Raw genomic sequence first — 16,306 nt, 5'->3', positions numbered from 1 at the left:
TTTTGCGTGACGCTAGCCCTGGTGCTTCGGAGGACGCCTGAGTCGACTCGTAACGACGGGCCACTCAGGCGATCCTCTTTCGATCGCATTCGTCTTGCGGTCAGGAGTCCGGCTTCAGCCGGTCGGGTTGAACTCGCCGGATTCGACGATGCGCTTGGTGACGTCGTGCCGGTAGTCAAACATTTTTTGAAGTTTGTGGCGGATGATGTTGTCGCCGAACAAACGGCCGAGCAGGCCCATCGGAGGCTCGTACTCGACCTCGTCGCGGAGGATCGTGCCCCCCTGCCCGTCGTCAAGAAACGAGTGAACGTGGTACCAGCGGGCGAAGGGGCCGGAAACCTGGCGGTCGGCAAAGCGGTGCGGAGGCTCGTACTCGGTATGCTCGGCGACCCATCGCATGGGGACGGGGCCGACCTTCGACACCAGAACGACCCGAGCCCCCGGCTTGATCGAGTCGGCCTGCTGCTCGACGTGGACGTGTTCCCAGGGAGGAATGAGGCGTTGCAACGCTCCCGGGCTTTCGTGGAACGCGAAGACGGCTTCGGGAGACGCGGCGATCCGGGTTTCTTTGACGAAGGTCATGGGCGGAGGGCTCGTCGGCAAGGGGGAGACGGTTGGAGCGTACCACGTTCGGTTTAGGCCGAAGAGGGCGGAGCGTCGAGCCGATTGGCGGCCAGCAGCTCGGCGGCGGTCTTCAAGCCGATGAGCAAGACCAGCGCCGGGGTCGGTGATCCGAGGAGCATGATGGCGAACCCGCCGAAGATCAAAACCACATGCAGCAGCATCACCCGACCGTAGGCCCGGATCATGAGACTGATCGGCGAGGGCTGCGGCCGATCGGTGTCGCGCTGGAGCAGATCGCGGAGGACCGAGGCGCCCAGCGTGACGCCGATCAAGACTCCGGCCAGGGCAATCTGCCCCGTCGGCAACCCCGAAGCCGCGGCTCCGCCCCCCATGCCGGAGAATCCGCCGAAGCCTCCCGCCGGTCCCCAATTGACGAACAGGACGAACACGAAGACCCCATGCACCACCCAGAACAGGCCGTAATGGACGAGGAAGAACAGCACCATGCCGACCCGCCCAGCCAGTCCAATCGCCGGGAGCGAGGCGATTGGTGGTCTTGAGACGGGCTCGGCGGGCTCGGCGGGCTCGGCGGGCGAGAGGGAGGCGTCACCCTCGGGGTTCGCGGCGCGGGCCTGCCGGGCGATGCTCTCCAGCCGGTGCTGAAGGAGGCCGGGCAGCAAGCCGGTCATCGAGGTGACCGGACCAGACGCCAACAGCATTCGGACGGCGGTTTCGAGCCCTCGCAGACCGTTCTCGATCCAGTAAACCACCATCACCGGCGCGACCGACCAGCCGAAGAACAGCACACCGACCAGGGGGGCGCCGTTTTCGATCAGAATGGCCGCGGGATGTGGTTTCGAGGCAGCGGCAGCCATGAACGAGACTCCCCGATTGAGAAAAAAAAGGACGGACGGACGAGACTCCCGAACGCGTTCGAGGAGCCGATCGTTCGCCGAGGGTGAAGGCCCGCCGTGACCCCCTTCGGATCGATGCCGGGAAGGTTCCGCCCCCTTGACCGGGCTCGGGGGCGCGACCTAGCATAAGATGCATCTCAAAAGCGGTCCGGGATCTCGGTCCGCCTCCATTTTCCGAACTCATTTGCTCATCCCGAGATGAAGACACCGAAGCCGTCCGACCGAACCGCCGGAGCACCGGGAGAACCGGAGCCGGAGGCCGGGACCGAAGCCGCCGTGGCCGAAGCCTCGACCCCGCCTCCCGAGCCGATGACTCCCCAGCGTGTCCAGGAGTGGAACGCCTACTACGACCTGTTCGTGGCCGGCTTCGCGCTCTTACTGTGTTTCGTCGCCTCGGCGACCATTATTGATAACTCCGTGCTCTGGAGCCACTTGCGGGTCGGTCAGTTGATTGACCAGACCGGCGGTCCCATCACGACCGAACCGTTCTCGTACGCCGTTCCCGAAGGAACCCGCTGGGTCAACATTCCCTGGCTCTTTCAGTGGGCTTCGTACCACGTTTACGAGCTGGGCCAGAGCCTGGCCGACACGTTGGAGCGTCCTCCCGAACAACGAGAGCGATTCGGCGCGGCGGCTTTGGTGGCGGTCAATGCAACGCTCCGCGTGCTGGCGGCCCTGATGCTACTGATGATTCGAAGGCCGGGGCCGGGCCTCTGGTGGGTCGCGGTGACGACCGTGCTGGCCCTAGGAGCGATCGTGACGCCGCTGGGCGGACAGCCGTTGCGGATTTCGCTCGGCGGCATGGTCGGCATGGGAGGGGTGGTGTCCCCTTCGACCTGGGGCCTGCTGTTGCTGGTCATCATGCTTCTGCTGCTGCACTGGACGTACAACCTGGGGCGTCGGGGGGCACTGTTCGCGGTGATCCCGCTCTTCGCGCTGTGGGTCAACGTCGATCTGTCGTTCGCTGTGGGCCTGTTGCTGCTGGCCGCCGTCGTGATCGGTTCCGGGCTGAAGTCGGGCCGATCGGACCGGGTCGAGGCCAATGCTCCGGGACTGGTCCCGGGGCTGGCGGTTCTTGGTCTCAGCGCTCTGGCCTGTCTGGCCAACCCGTCGACGGTCCTTGCCTTCTCGTCCGGGTTCTCGCCGCTGCTCGACGTCTTCCGCCCGGCTCCCGAAGCCCTGATGCAGGAGCAGGTAACGCTCTTGCCCTTCGGTTCTCGCGGTGAGCGGAGCCGAGAGCTGTTCTTCGGCGTCGAGTACAGCTCGATTCTCAGTTACTACTTCTCGCTGATCTTCCTGGGCCTGATCTCCTTCGTACTCAACCGGAAGCGGTTCGACCTGGGCCGATTCCTGATGTTCCTGGTTGCCATGGCGATCGCCGGTTTGCTCTGGCGGTATCAGGACGTGATGGGCGTGGTGCTGGCCGTCTGCCTGGCGCTCAACGGGCAGGAGTGGTTCCAGGAAACGTTCGGCACCGAGGGCCGCATGGGAGCCGGCTGGCGAGTCTGGTCGGTCGGGGGCCGTCTGGCGACGATCGGGATGATCACCGTGGTGACTCTGGCCGGTCTGACCGGCTACGGCAAGCGCTTCGGCGAGCCCCCCTTCGGCTTCGGTCTGGAGGCCGACCGTTTCGCATTTGAAGCGGCCGATTATCTCCGCGATGCCCCGATTGAAGGCCGGGTGATGAACCTTCGGCTCTCGCTCGGCGATGCGATGAACTGGCGGGCCTATCCGAACCGTCAGGTCTTCGCCGATAGCCGTCTGCCGCGGTCGGTCGTCTCCGACGTGCTTGAGGATTACGAATACGTTCGCCGCGCGATCGCCGACGGCGAAACGGACACCTGGCGAGAGATCCTCGACCGCTACGGCGTGAGTGTCTTGATGGTCGATCTTCCCGGCGCCGGCGAGCTGCGATCGCGCCTGACCGACGCCCTCGACGCCAGCCCCGACTGGATCGGCTTCTACGACGACGGCCAGGTCTTGCTTTACGGCCGCCTCGACCAGAGCCCGGTCGTCAGTCAGGCCGATCGTGACTTCTTCGGCGAGCGCCGGCTCGATGCCGAGGCGATCGTCTTCGGCCGGGGCAACCCCCCTCGACCGTTCGATCGACCGCCCCGACCGACCGACGTGCTCGACCGCTTCTCCAACATTCGAGCCCTGGCGCCGATCCAGCCCCACGTGCTGGCCGCCCGCCGCTGGCTCGATCGCGGACTCCGGGCCGCCGGGGGTGATCCCGACGCCCTGCCGAGCATCGCCGTCTGCCTGCTGGCGATTCAGGAATGCCGGGACGCTCTGGCCGTTCGGCCAGACGACCCCGATGCCTTTTTCGTCCTGAGCATCGCCTACCGCTACCTTGCCCAGCAAGAGGCCCAGCTTCTGGCCAATGCCGAAGACCCGGCCATGATGGCGGGGACGACCCCCTCGCCCCTTCGGCTCCGCCAGTTGCAGCGCATTACGGCCTTGAACAGCTTCATCCAGACCGTGCCCAAGCCTCCGGCCAACGCCGAGGCGAAAATCGCCCTGCGCGGGGCTCACCTGGAACTGGCCGGCCTGTACGAATCGTCCGGTTTCCTCGACCTGACCCGCGACCAGCTTGGCGCGACGCTCGACCTGTTCGACTCGGAGGAGGCGATGACCGATGAGGATCTGGCCTTCGTCGAAGGCATCCGACGCGGTTATGAAAGCCTGACCGAGCAGATCGAGCAAATCCGAGCGCAGCTGGAAGAGGCCGAGCTGGAAGGCCAGGCCGACCTGGCACAGCTCGGAGGCGCGGCCCTGAACCAGGGGCTTGCCGAGCTGGCCCTCAGCTATCTGACGCAGGCCGAAAAATCGGGGATCGGCCTGGCGACCGTCCGCATGCAACTGGTCGATTTGCTCTGCGACATCGGCCGCCCCGACCAGGCGATTCCGTACCTCGGCGGTGGCGACGAGGTCAGCCTCTCCACCGGCCCCGGCACGGTTCCCTTCCGCCAGGGGCGAGTCTACTTCCTGATGGGAGACTCGCGGACGTCTTCGGAACTGTGGCGGAACCTTGCGATCCCGCAGCTACGTGCCTCCCGATCGCAAGAGGCCATTCAAACGGCCACCCTGATGACCACCGGCCAGCCGATGGCCGCCGTTCAGGCCGCGCTGAGCGTGCCCAATCAGCTTCGCCAGCAGGCCGAATGGGAATTCGCGCTCGGTCTGAACCTGCTCGAAGGGGGCGTTCCGAGCGAGGCGGGCGAACCGCTTCGCTCGTGCCTCGAACTCGATCCCGAGCTTCCCGGCGGCCCGATCGCCGCCTATTACCTGGAACGCCTCGGCCTCGACGTTCCCGAACCCCCCGCCGACGAGGAACCCGCCGACCCGGCGACGACCGAGGCCGAGCCTGCATCCGAGCCCGAGCCCGCCGCGGAGCCCGAGCCGACCGAACCGGCACCCACCGAACCGGAGCCTGCTCCTTCAGAGCCTGAGCCGACGGAACCGGAATCGGAACCGGCTCCCGAGCCGGCACCTGAGCCGGCACCCGAACCGAGCGACTCGGGGGCCTTCGAGCGATGAAAACGACCCCTCGATCCGGCATGACCGGCGAGGAGCGGATCACGGTCAATGAGTCGAACCGGATCGTCTTCGCCGACGATCGGATGCCGGCCGTGCTGGCGACTCCCTGGCTGGTTGCGCACCTTGAATACGCCGCCAGGCACGCGATTGCCCCGTGCCTGGAGGAGCATGAGCGGTCGGTCGGCACGTTCATCGAGGTCGAGCACCTCGGGGCGACTCCGGAAGGGGCCACGGTGGTTTGTCGGGCTCGGGTGATTCATGTCGACGGCCCGAGCGTGACGTTTCAGGTCGAGGCCCGCGACGAGGTCGAGCTGATCGCCCGAGGGATCCACCGCCGCCGGGTCATCGACGTCGATCGCTTCGCCCGCCGCCTCGCCCGAAAGCGATCTCGACTGGAAGGCTGACGGACCGCCACGCCCCCGGATCGCCGGTGTGTCTACAACACCCCGAAGACGGGCCGCGCTCGCAATGGGACTCGCCCCCCGTTTGAGCGATCGGCCCGCCATCGGGAGTCTGATTGTCATGCCGAGGCCGAAACCCATCAAACCGGGTTCAGGGCAGGAATCGGTCTGGGATTACCCCAGGCCCCCCCGGGTCGAGCCGGTCCATCGCCGCGTCCGGGTCATCTTCAATGGCGAGGTCATCGCCGAGTCGCATCGCGCCCTTCGTGTCCTGGAAACGAGTCACCCGCCCGGCATCTACCTGCCGCCGGAGGATGTTCGGGCCGCGTTTCTTCGCCCCTCCACCCGGTCGAGCTTTTGCGAATGGAAAGGCCGGGCGGTCTATCACCACGTCGTCGTCGGCGACCGCCGCGCCGACGATGCCGCCTGGAGCTATCCCGATCCGGTCCCCGCGTTCGCCGCGATCCGGGATTACGTCACTTTCTACCCCGGTCGCGTCGACGCCTGTTTCCTCGACGACGAGCAGGTCACGCCGCAGGAAGGCGGCTTTTACGGCGGCTGGATCACCTCCGACCTTGTCGGCCCGTTCAAGGGAGGCCCCGGCTCCTGGGGGTGGTGAGGTCGCGGTTCGGCGGGTGGAATCGTCCCGATCGTGCGGCCTTTTGGAGTGGCTTCGGTCTGAATCCGGCTGGCGAGGAGCGACGGGCCTGACCGACGATAATCAGGATGCGCCGGCACGACTCGACGGCCCGTACTCCCGCTCCGTGACATGATTGATCAAGAAAGAGGTCAGCATGGACTCCTCAGAATCCCGCCCGCCCCTCCCAAACCCTGCCCCGCCCCGCGATGAGGGGTCGAACGCCTCGTGCCGCCCCTCCTGCCCGGTCTGCGGGGGGACGCTCGTCGAGATCAAGGCCAAGCTCATCTGCTCGCGCTGCCGGACAATCTGCGAGACCTGCTGCGAAGGAGGTCCGGGCTGATTCCTGTCTCGTGGGTTGCATTCGGCTATCTTTTTGATTTGATTGTGATAAATTCTTGATGTGTTGTGGTCGCTGGGCGCGGCCCAAACCGGGTATGCACGGCGGGTGTTGGGTGAATCGAAAACAAGGTGAGTTTGTGCGTGCATGCGTTGCCGCGTGTCAACCTCCTGACAATTCTTCGAAAATAATTCTTGCATCTGACTGCTTGACGCCTCAGGATGACCACCGCAGAGGATGGCCAGGCATCATCATGATGCTCGGTTCGGGTTCACCGCGCCACGGCCATCGGGTCACCAGGATGGATTTCTCCGAGTTCGTCGTCAGCGGTTTTCTGATCCGCGTTTGCTGAGGCGGTCGGTCGGTGGCTTGAATCCGGTCGGACGTCTCGAACGGTGATGATCGTCGTCCGCGCCTGTTCATCGGATGCACAGGCTCGACGATGGAACAGATGAGTCGTTCCTCACTTCCCCCCAAATGGCTGCGGGTCGCGTCGATGCGATGTCCGTCCGAGGGCGATTGCGCGCTGGTGTGTGCATGTGAGTTGTCTGCATTGATCCGACCGCCAAAGGAGCTTCCCCGTGATGCGTCATTCGCGATCCATCTCCCGAAACGTCCGACGCTTGCGAACCCTGGAATCCCTGGAAGAACGCGTGTTGCTTTCGGCCTATGCCGGCCAGCAGCAGGTGGCTGAGGGAGCGGTGCTGGTCCGTTGGAACGATGTCGAGGCGCTGGCCAGGCCCGATGAATACATCGTTCGCCTGGACGACGTCACTGGCGAGGCGACGACCCAGGCCGATTCGGTCCGGCAACTGCTCGATGATGCAGGGTTGGTTTCAAGGGTTGAGCACCTGGGGATGGATGGCACGTTCCTGGTGCGGGTCGATGCCGGCGTCGATCCCGACTCCGTGGCCGCCGCATTGACGCGAACGGGGCATACACATGCCCTCGAACCAAACTTCGTGGGGGAGTGGACCGCCATCCCGAACGACCCGTCCTTCGGCGCTCTCTGGGGCCTGGAGAACACCGGCCAGGTCATCGGCGCCCAGGCCGGGATTCCCGGGGCCGATATCGGCGCGCCAGGTGCCTGGGACATCTCGACCGGCAGCAGCCACGTCGCCGTCGGCATCATCGACAGCGGCATGGACTATACCCACCCCGACCTGTACCTGAACGTCTGGATGAACCAGGCCGAGATTCCGGCCGCCCTGCGGGGGGCTCTGACGGACGTTACCGGCGACGGGATGATCCTGTTCCGCGACCTGAACCACCCGGCCAATGCGGCGTTCGTCTCCGACCTCAACGGCAACGGTTACATCGACGGCTTCGACCTGCTGAACAATCCGGCCTGGGCCGACGGTGTTGACACCGCGGGCAACGGCTACGTCGACGACCTGATCGGCTGGAACTTCGTCACGAACACGAACAACCCCTTTGACTTCAACAGCCACGGCACGCACGTCTCGGGGACCGTCGGCGCCGTCGGGAACAACGGGGTCGGGGTGGCTGGGGTGAACTGGGATGTCCAGCTCATGCCCCTGAACATCGGCACCGCCGGCCCCACGCTTGCCGGAGCAATCCAGGCATACAACTACGTGGCGACAATGAAGGGAGACTTCGGCGTCGACGTGGTCGCCACGAACAATAGCTACGGCATCCCTTTCAGCCCGTTGCTGTTCGATGCGGCCCAGCGCAAGGCCGAGAACGACATCTTGCTGGTTGCCTCTGCTGGCAACAGCAATAGCAACAACGACCTGTCCCCCGCCTTCCCGGCCAACCTCGCTTTGCCGAACGTGATCTCGGTCGCGGCCACGGACAACCGAGACCAGCGGGCGAGCTTCTCCAGCTTCGGCCCGAACACGGTTCACCTGGGGGCGCCAGGGGTCAATGTCTTGAGTACGCTCCCCAACAGCAACTACGCCTTTTTCAACGGCACGTCGATGGCCTCACCTCACGTGACCGGCGTGGCGGCGCTGGCGGCCTCCATCGCGCCGGGTGTTGGCGCATCCTTGATCAAGGAGGCGATCCTGGCCGGGGTCGATCCCGTGCCCTCGCTGCAGGGGATCACCATCACCGGCGGTCGACTCAACGCCTTCTCCACCCTGCAACTGCTCCAGGGGAGCGACGAGCTACGCGTCTTGCCGCCGTTCGAGGCGGTCGAACCGCTGGGCTCGCTCGTCTACGAAGCCACCGCGAACGGGTTCCTCGCGACGTTCTCTTCCGAGGCGGCCGATCGCTACGAGCTGCTCGTCGATCCCGGCCAGACGCTGACCATCGAGGTCGCGGCGAGAAGCGGATTGCAGCCGATTGTCGAACTGGCAATGGCCGACGACGAGGGCAATTTGCAGATCGTTGCCTCGGCGGTGGCGTCGGACGGTGTGGCCATGATCCAGACCGAGCCGGTCGGAGGGCCTTTGAATTCGCCTGGCCGCAACGCGCCGTCGGCCCGGTCGTTCGTCATCACGGTCCGAGGGGAAGACGGTTCCGGAGGCGGTTACGATCTGCGCGTCTTGCTCAACGCGGCGCTGGAGGCCGAAGGTCGAGGCGGGGAAGCGAACGACACGATCGGTTCGGCCCAGTCGCTCGACCCGGCCTTTCTCTCGATGCTTGGCGGTTACGACGACCCGGTTTCGAGCCGTCCGGCACGGGCCGCGGTGCTCGGGCGCATCGACGCGGGCAATCAGGCGACCGTCCCTGCGGCCCTGGAGGATGTCGAGGGAGACACGGGCAATGCCTGGCCGTTCCACATTGGCCAGTTCGGTCAGCCGAGCATGCGCTATCAACAAATCTACTCGGCCTCGGAGTTCGCCGAAGGAGGGCTGATTGACGAGGTTCGCTTCCGCCGCAACGTGGGAGCCGGGCCGTTCTCCAACGTGGTCATCGACGCGAGGATCCGCCTGGGTTACGCCGCGACGAGCGTGGCCACCGCGTCTCCCGTTTTCGCCGAGAACATTGGCGACGGATTCGTGACGGTCTTCGATGGCCAGATGACCCTCTCCAGCACGGGCACCGGGTCCCCCAATCCCTTTGACATCGTGCTCGATGTGGCCGCGCTGTTCGACTACGACCCCAGCCAGGGCGATCTGCTGCTCGACATCGAGATGCGCAATTCCCCCGTCTCGAACTTTATCGATGCCTCGGGCTCGTTCCAGCAATCCTCGACGACGCGCATTTACTCGTTCCCGGGCAACGTCAATGCCGAGCTCGGGATTGTCGGCTTTACGCAGGCCGCTCCCCAACCCTATGGGCTGGTCACGCAGTTCGGCTTTGCCGACACCGACCTGCACGCCGTCACGCTCGACGCCGGCCAGTCGTTGACCCTGGCGGCCAAGGCCCTCTCTGCCGGCGCGGTGCAACTGGAACTGCTCGACGCCAACGGCCAGGTTCTGGCCGAGGGGCTTTCCTTCCAGCAGCAAAACGAACTGATCGTCAACGGCAGCTTCGAAACGGGCGACTTCTCCGGCTGGACCGTGCAGACCACCGGCGGTCCCTTCCGACCCTGGGCGGTCAGCGGTGCTGGAGTCGGCGGCGGCTTTGACATGGCCCTGACCGAGCCTCAGGACGGCACCTTCGTGGCCTGGAACGGCTTCGACGGCAGCGGTCCGATGGAATTCTTGATGTTCCAGGATGTTACGATTCCGGCCGACACCAGCCCGACCCTCTCCTGGAAGGATCGGATTCAGTGGAACTTCACCCTCGGCTCCTTTGCCAGTCTGCCGAGGACCCGCGAGGTCCTGATCGTCGATCCGGCCACCAACGTCGTGCTTCAGGAGGTTTCGGTCTTTTCAACCGGAACCCAGGCCGAAAACCCGACCGGAGACACCGGCTGGCAATCGCACTCGGCCGACCTCTCCGCCTTCGCCGGTTCGACCGTCCGCCTGCTGTTCCGTGAGATGATCCCGCAGTCGGCGACCGGACCCGGACAGGCCGAATTCGATGCCATCAGCATCGACCTCGGACTCGAAGGCCTTCCCACCAACGTCGATGACCTGATCCAGTTCGTCGCCCCGGAATCGGGAACCTATTACGTCCGCGTGTCCGGTGATTCCAACACCGACTACAGCCTGGTGGCGACCCGCAGCCTGACGTTCGACCTGGAAGGCAACGACGATCTGGCCTCGGCCCAGCCGGTCCTGTCTCCCTCGGCCGCCGGTCGCCTGTGGACGCTTGGCCATGTCGGCCAGGGGCAGGAGGCGACGATTGCCTTTGATGAACTGCCCTCGCAGCCGGCCAACGGCGTCAGCCTGGCCGGGGTCACCTTCGGCTACACGATCGGCGGGGTCCCTTCGACCGCGGCCACGTTCAACACCCTCGGGCCTGGCACAACGACCTTCATCAGCGACCCGAGCCTGGTCGGTTCGGCCGCAGGGGTCCTGACGCTCGACTTCGACCAGCCGGTCTCCTCCCTGGAGTTCGGCCTGGCGCTTTCGGCCAACCTCTCGATACCCGACGGTGCCACCGTCACGCTGTTCGACGCCACCAACAGCCTCATCGGCACCTTCCAGGTGGCCGTGAGCCCGCAGGGTTTCTTCTTCGCAGAAGGCCAGTTCCAGTACGAGGGCACGCCAGTCTCGCGAGCGGAGATCGCCCCGAATTCCTCGGTGGCGGGCGCCTTCGCGTTTGATAACCTGAGTTTCCGCTCCGGTTCCGACCGCGATGTGTCGCTCGTCGAGGTCGCCGGCAACCGGATGCTTCAGGTCGACCTTCTGCTCCCAGCCCGGGGCCCTGGGGCGTTTGAGAACGGTTTGATCCCGGTCGTCCGCCTCTACGATCCCTCGGGGAACATCGTAGCCGAGGTCCAGGGGACCGCCTCCAACCGCCAGGTCGGCCTGAAGTACAAGGTTCCGAAGAATGGCGGCGGGCTCTACGCGATCAAGGTCGAGGGCCTTGAGGACACCCAGGGCGAGTACGTCCTGAGCATCAATGGCGCCTCCTCGCCGAGCAGCGCTGACCCCGAGGCCGCCCCGGCCACTCCGGGGCGTGGACGCGGTCGAGGGGCCTCGGTGGCGATCGCGGCCCTGACCGTACCCGATCCGGTGATCCGCCCCGTCGTCCCTGGCAACACGATCCGCCCGGCGGAGTCGGTCGAGGCTGATGCCACTCCGGCGACCGACCGCGGCTGGCCGATCGACGCCGGCCCCTCGGTCTCGCCGATCGCGCTGACGACGATCCCGGTTGCCGATGACGATCGAGCCGACTCGCTCGGAGACGACGCCGTGATTGACATGGCCTTGGAAACGCTTGACCGCTCGGAGATCGTTCCCGGCCTCCGTCGCCTGGCCCGCATCGTCTCCTGATCGACCGCGCTTCGGCCTGGGTCGATCCTCTGAGCCCCCGGTACTCACCCTTTGGGAGGGGTGCCGGGGGCCCTTGCTCCACCGTCAACGCCGGGACCGGGCGGACCCCTTCGCCCGTTCCCCTCGATCGACGAGCGGGCGGGCTGAAAAAAATTCCGAAAAGAATCGGAGCGGCCGGGCGAATCACCCCTGTTGCGTTTCGTCCTGCGCACGGATCGACGAGAGGGCCGACCATCATGATCGCCATTCCCTTTGCCTGCACCGACTGGTCCTCGTTCCACGAACTCAAGGGCCTGATTCGTCTGGAAGACGACGAGGTTGTGCTCGAATACCGGGTCAACTACTGGGGATGCTACTCGAAGGCGAAGGTTCACGAGGTCCGCATTCCTCGAGAGGTGGTGTCGGCCGTTGGCCTGCGCGAGGGGTGGTTCAGCGACCAGTTGACGATCCAGACCGCTTCGCTTCGCGCCTGGGGCGACTTCAACGGGGCTCCCGACGGCCGCGCCCGCCTTCAGGTGTCTCGTGGCGACCGCGACGCCGCCCGAGAACTGGTCGCCATTCTGGCTCCCGAGAAGATGGTCGAGCCGGTCGACGAGTACCTCTGAACCAATCCACGCCCACGCGGGCGGCGATGACTGGGCTTGGGGAACGGTTCGTCCTACACTGTCGGAAAGGACGAGCCCAAGACGGGACCCCCCTTCCCCGGCCAACGGAGAGATTCGCCGTGCTCGCTCGGCATCAGGCACACGTGGCGGTCGCGTCGCTGAACCAGACGGTCGGCGACTGGAGCGGCAACGATCGTCGAATCCGGGAAGTCATCGCCGCGGCCAGGGACGAGGGGGTTCGCCTGCTCTGCCTGCCCGAGATGTGCATTCCCGGCTACAGCCTGGGAGATCGCCTCCTGCGCTCCGGCACGATGGAACGCTCGTGGGACCGGATGCTCGCCCTGACCAACGCGACCGAGGGAATCGCCGTGGCCGTCGGCCTTCCGGTCCTGTTCGAGGGGGTGATCTACAACGCAATGGCCCTGCTGGCCGATGGGAAACTCGCCGGCCTGGCCGCGAAGGAAAACCTGGCGACCGGCGACGTCGAGTACGAGAACCGCTACTTCAACCCCTGGCCCCGGGGGCGGGTCGTCGAGCTTCGGGGGCCAGACGGCACCACCGCGCCGCTCGGCACGCAGATGTTCGACCTGCCGGGCCTGGGGGTGGTGGCCTTTGAAATTTGCGAGGACGCCTGGCAAGGCATCCGGCCGGGATCGGCCTATGCGTTGTCGGGGGCCGAGATTTTGATGAATCCGTCGGCCTCGTGGTTCTCGATCGGCAAGCACCGGATGCGCCGGCGGTTGGTGCGGCAGATCAGCCTCGAAGATCATTGCGTGTATCTGTATGCGTCCTTGCTTGGCTGCGACGCAACGCGGTTGATCTTCGACGGCAGCCTGTTCATCGGCGTCAACGGCCGGATCGAGACCGAGGGGCGTCGCTTCGTCTTCGACCGCGAGTGGGAACTGGTGCACCGGGTCGTCGACCTGGGAGAAATTCGCCACTCCCGGATGGAGGAAGGTTCCTGGCGCGGCCAGTTGGCCCGGGTCGGCGTCGATGCCATCCCGCAGACAATCCACCTCGCCGGCGACTTCCAGACCGACCGCGTGCCCCCCCCTCCTCCTCCCTATTACGAGCCTCCGGAGCCGGAACATCCGGACCCTTCGCTCCAGGACCTCGAAACCAGCGTCCTGAACGGTCGGGTAATCACCGGGCGCGACCTCGACTATCTGGAACTGGAACTCGCCCTCTGCCTCGCCTTGCGCGACTACGTCGCCAAGACGGGGATCCCCTCCTGCTGCCTCGCCCTTTCGGGAGGCCGGGATAGCGGGATGGTCGCACTCCTTGTGCATCGGATGTACCGCTACGCGAACCCGACGTTGTCGATCGACGAGGTCCGCCGCCTCGTCTCCGAACGCTTCTTCTGCGCCTACCTTGCCACGGAAAATTCAGGCGAGGCCACCCGCAACGCTGCCCGAGCCGTGGCTGAGGAGGTGGGCGCGACCTATTATGAAACGAACATTCAATCGTCGCTCGATTCGTGCGAGGCCACCGTTTCTCGCCTCACCGGGGAAACCCTCTCCTGGGAGAACCCCGCGCACGATCTGCCGCTTCAAAATATCCAGGCCCGCCTGCGTGGAACCTTGATCTGGACGTTGGCCAACCTGCACGGATCGTTGTTACTTGTCACCAGCAACAAGAGCGAGGCCGCCGTCGGCTACACGACGATGGACGGCGACAGCTCCGGCGGCTTGGCCCCGATTGCCGACGTGCCCAAGAGCCTCGTGAAGCTTTACCTCGCCTGGGCCGCCGAGTTCCACGGCCTCAAAGGCTTCGACCTCATCAACGTGATGGACGCCACCGCCGAGCTTCGCCCGCCTGACAAGGCACAAACGGATGAAGCAGATTTGATGCCATTCCCGGTCCTCGATCAACTGATGTACGCCTTCGTCCAGCTCTCGCTCGACCCCGTTTCCATCTTCCGCCGCCTCTGGCCCGCCTTCGCCGACCACTACGAAAACAACCCCCGCGCCTTCGCCGCTCACATTCGCAAATTTGTTCGCCTCTTCTGCTTCGCCCAGTGGAAGCGTGAACGCTTCGCCATCAGCTTCCGCGTCACCGCCTTCGACCTCGACCCCAAGACCGGCTTCCGCTTCCCCCCCGTCCAGACCCCCTTCACCGACGAACTGGCCGAGCTGGATCGGTATGTCGAGCAACTGTGCCATTCTGCGCGGTCGGAGACACCTGATCGTTGAGATGAAGGTGGAGAATGCGTCGAACTTCCGCGACCACCTCGGGAGAATTCGCGCCGAAGTGGCTCTTACGGACCACCAGTTCCGAGACGGCACCATCGAGCTGGGCACTCGCGACGGGAACAACTCCATCCGACCAGCGCGAGGGGGGACCTTCCGGAAAGAGGTTCCCGATCACCGAATGATACGGCACGCCGGGAGCCGTCGGCAGTTCCGCAAGAACGTTTAAGATCGGGCTCTCAGGTTCCAGATTATCAATACTGCTTGGCGGACGCCTCTGGAACACCGGGCTGAAGACCTCCGGACCATTCAAGCCGATGATCTCATCTCGATACAGCTCGATTTCTCGCGTTCGTTGCACCAGAGCAGTCGTGACCCGTCCGATCAAACCACTCGCAACATTGCTCCCCCGGTGCGGTGCCATGATGAACACCGCGCGCCGAATCGACGGAACCGGCTCGAAGTAGAGCAGTTGCTCCAGCCGTTGCCGGGTCTGGGAAGACATCATGACCTTTTCGAATGGTCGCGTGAACATGCCCTGTTCAACTCTCCGGCCGCTTGACTGGAGCATTTGCCGGCACAGGACACCTCCCAGGCTATGACCCACGACAACCATCTGATCGAGCGCGGGGTCAACGCGATCCGGGTCGATCGCCTGGTGGATCGCGGCCAGTTCCGAGCGGACACGAGCTGCCGAAAACGCCAGGGCTGCTCCGGTCGGGTAATAAGCATACCAGAATTGGTAACGGTCCCGGATCTCGGGGTCTCCCTGAAGCGCATTGGCCGTCTCCAGCCACATGACCGGACTTGACGAGAGCCCATGAACGAACAGGACGGGGATTTTCCCGGGCTTATAAGGCCCCTGCATGAAAATGCCCGGGAGCGTCGAGAGCCGATCGGGCTGGAACAACCCGCCGTAACCGATTTCCTGCCCGGGGGCTTTCAGGAACTGGTAGGCGATTGGGGTCGTCAGGTCGCTTGCAAGCGCGATCGTACCCACACCGTTCCCAATGACGACCACCGATTCCTGGATCGGATCGTGAAGCGCGAGCAAGACCGGCTGCTGCCGCCACAAACCATGGTCGAGCGGCCCCGTCGGTTGCAAGACCGCTGTTGCGGGCAGCTTGAGCTGGCTGGGAAGGAAGCGATCGGGGACCGCGTCTCGATTGCTCAGCACACCGGCGGCCACCAGCGGCACACCGAGTCCATCCTGGCCGAAGTGCTCCAGGTTCCGGACCCGGAAATCCCCGGCGATCCAGAGTTCGTCAATCGGCAAGCCGGCGCGGTTCGGATGGGTGGTGACAACACGAATGCCTTCCGCATCGAGTCGGTCTCGCCACGCGGGATCGACATTCCGGGGGCCGGTCCCCGAGCAACGGAGCAGCTCCTCGACCGCGCGGTTATGGCGATCGACGGCACGGGCCTGTATCAGTGGTTCATCGGCATTTTCCAGCGCGAATGACGCGTAGACTGCTGCGTCTCGGAACCACGAGAGCGCCGCGACCGGTTCTCGCCCAATCTGCCGACGCCCCTGCCGGTCTGCAAAATCCGCCAACGCAAGCAAACGGCTTGCCGAGGCTCCTCCCGGTCGCTCCACCTCAGCGACGAGCCGTTGATAGGAGGCTTCGTCACTCGGCCCAAACGCATCCCTCGACGCACCATGCCCCGCTCCCGCCGATCGGATCGCCGGATGATTCGAAAACGGTCGTTCCCGGATCTTCGGGGATTGGCAGGCAGCGATGACGATTGCGCAGACCAGAACCAGGTGAACGAGCACCCACGCTCGATTCCATCCTCCGCGAGCCACCATCGCCTCGCG

General features: G+C 65.1%; 9 protein-coding genes. 6 read left to right on the top strand and 3 right to left on the bottom strand.

Annotated features, from left to right (window positions below; all coding sequences use genetic code 11):
* Nucleotides 1–114: 114 nt before the first annotated feature.
* The gene (locus tag GA615_RS14650; protein ID WP_152052053.1) at nt 115–582 is read right to left on the bottom strand and encodes an SRPBCC family protein; all 468 of its coding nucleotides are present in this window, start codon (nt 580–582) and stop codon (nt 115–117) included.
* A 53-nt stretch (nt 583–635) separates the two neighbouring features.
* Complete coding sequence (locus GA615_RS14645; RefSeq protein WP_152052052.1) at nt 636–1,439, bottom strand: DUF6498-containing protein; 804 nt, start codon at nt 1,437–1,439, stop codon at nt 636–638.
* 237 nt (nt 1,440–1,676) lie between these two features.
* On the opposite strand from GA615_RS14645, the gene GA615_RS27870 reads away from it, so the two are divergent.
* From GA615_RS27870 to nadE, 6 genes are all read left to right on the top strand, one after another.
* Nucleotides 1,677–5,018: a tetratricopeptide repeat protein gene (locus tag GA615_RS27870; protein ID WP_201750193.1), complete on the top strand. Its 3,342-nt coding sequence runs from the start codon at nt 1,677–1,679 to the stop codon at nt 5,016–5,018.
* A complete protein-coding gene (locus GA615_RS14635; protein WP_152052051.1) occupies nt 5,015–5,422 on the top strand; it encodes a thioesterase family protein in 408 nt (135 codons plus the stop codon). The genes GA615_RS27870 and GA615_RS14635 overlap by 4 nt, the downstream gene beginning before the upstream one ends.
* 118 nt (nt 5,423–5,540) lie before the next feature.
* Nucleotides 5,541–6,038 carry a DUF427 domain-containing protein gene (locus GA615_RS14630; protein WP_152052050.1) on the top strand — a complete coding sequence of 166 codons (498 nt, stop codon included), beginning with the start codon at nt 5,541–5,543 and terminating at the stop codon, nt 6,036–6,038.
* 942 nt (nt 6,039–6,980) lie between these two features.
* Nucleotides 6,981–11,693, top strand: coding sequence for a S8 family peptidase (locus GA615_RS14620; RefSeq protein ID WP_152052048.1), 4,713 nt, complete (start codon nt 6,981–6,983; stop codon nt 11,691–11,693).
* 236 nt (nt 11,694–11,929) lie between these two features.
* Complete coding sequence (locus GA615_RS27515) at nt 11,930–12,298, top strand: hypothetical protein (RefSeq protein WP_161602346.1); 369 nt, start codon at nt 11,930–11,932, stop codon at nt 12,296–12,298.
* Nucleotides 12,299–12,417: 119 nt separating this feature from the next.
* Nucleotides 12,418–14,490 carry an NAD(+) synthase gene (nadE, locus tag GA615_RS14615; protein WP_161602345.1) on the top strand — a complete coding sequence of 691 codons (2,073 nt, stop codon included), beginning with the start codon at nt 12,418–12,420 and terminating at the stop codon, nt 14,488–14,490.
* Here nadE and GA615_RS14610 read toward each other — a convergent pair.
* On the bottom strand, nt 14,411–16,297 hold the full coding sequence (locus tag GA615_RS14610; protein ID WP_152052046.1) for an esterase/lipase family protein: 1,887 nt from the start codon (nt 16,295–16,297) through the stop codon (nt 14,411–14,413). The two genes, nadE and GA615_RS14610, sit on opposite strands and share 80 nt — an antisense overlap.
* Nucleotides 16,298–16,306: the final 9 nt, after the last annotated feature.

The sequence above is a fragment of the Tautonia marina genome, from assembly GCF_009177065.1.
Lineage (GTDB): Bacteria > Planctomycetota > Planctomycetia > Isosphaerales > Isosphaeraceae > Tautonia > Tautonia marina.
Note: the sequence above shows the minus strand (reverse complement) of the source record. Positions and strands in the feature narration are given on the sequence as shown.

What these genes read in the sequence shown, in the direction of transcription:
- GA615_RS14635 (WP_152052051.1), top strand. Translation starts at nt 5,015, where the DNA reads ATGAAAACGACCCCTCGATCCGGCATGACCGGCGAGGAGCGGATCACG.
- GA615_RS14610 (WP_152052046.1), bottom strand. Translation starts at nt 16,297, where the DNA reads ATGGTGGCTCGCGGAGGATGGAATCGAGCGTGGGTGCTCGTTCACCTG.
- GA615_RS14630 (WP_152052050.1), top strand. Translation starts at nt 5,541, where the DNA reads ATGCCGAGGCCGAAACCCATCAAACCGGGTTCAGGGCAGGAATCGGTC.
- GA615_RS27515 (WP_161602346.1), top strand. Translation starts at nt 11,930, where the DNA reads ATGATCGCCATTCCCTTTGCCTGCACCGACTGGTCCTCGTTCCACGAA.
- GA615_RS14650 (WP_152052053.1), bottom strand. Translation starts at nt 582, where the DNA reads ATGACCTTCGTCAAAGAAACCCGGATCGCCGCGTCTCCCGAAGCCGTC.
- GA615_RS14645 (WP_152052052.1), bottom strand. Translation starts at nt 1,439, where the DNA reads ATGGCTGCCGCTGCCTCGAAACCACATCCCGCGGCCATTCTGATCGAA.
- GA615_RS27870 (WP_201750193.1), top strand. Translation starts at nt 1,677, where the DNA reads ATGAAGACACCGAAGCCGTCCGACCGAACCGCCGGAGCACCGGGAGAA.
- GA615_RS14620 (WP_152052048.1), top strand. Translation starts at nt 6,981, where the DNA reads ATGCGTCATTCGCGATCCATCTCCCGAAACGTCCGACGCTTGCGAACC.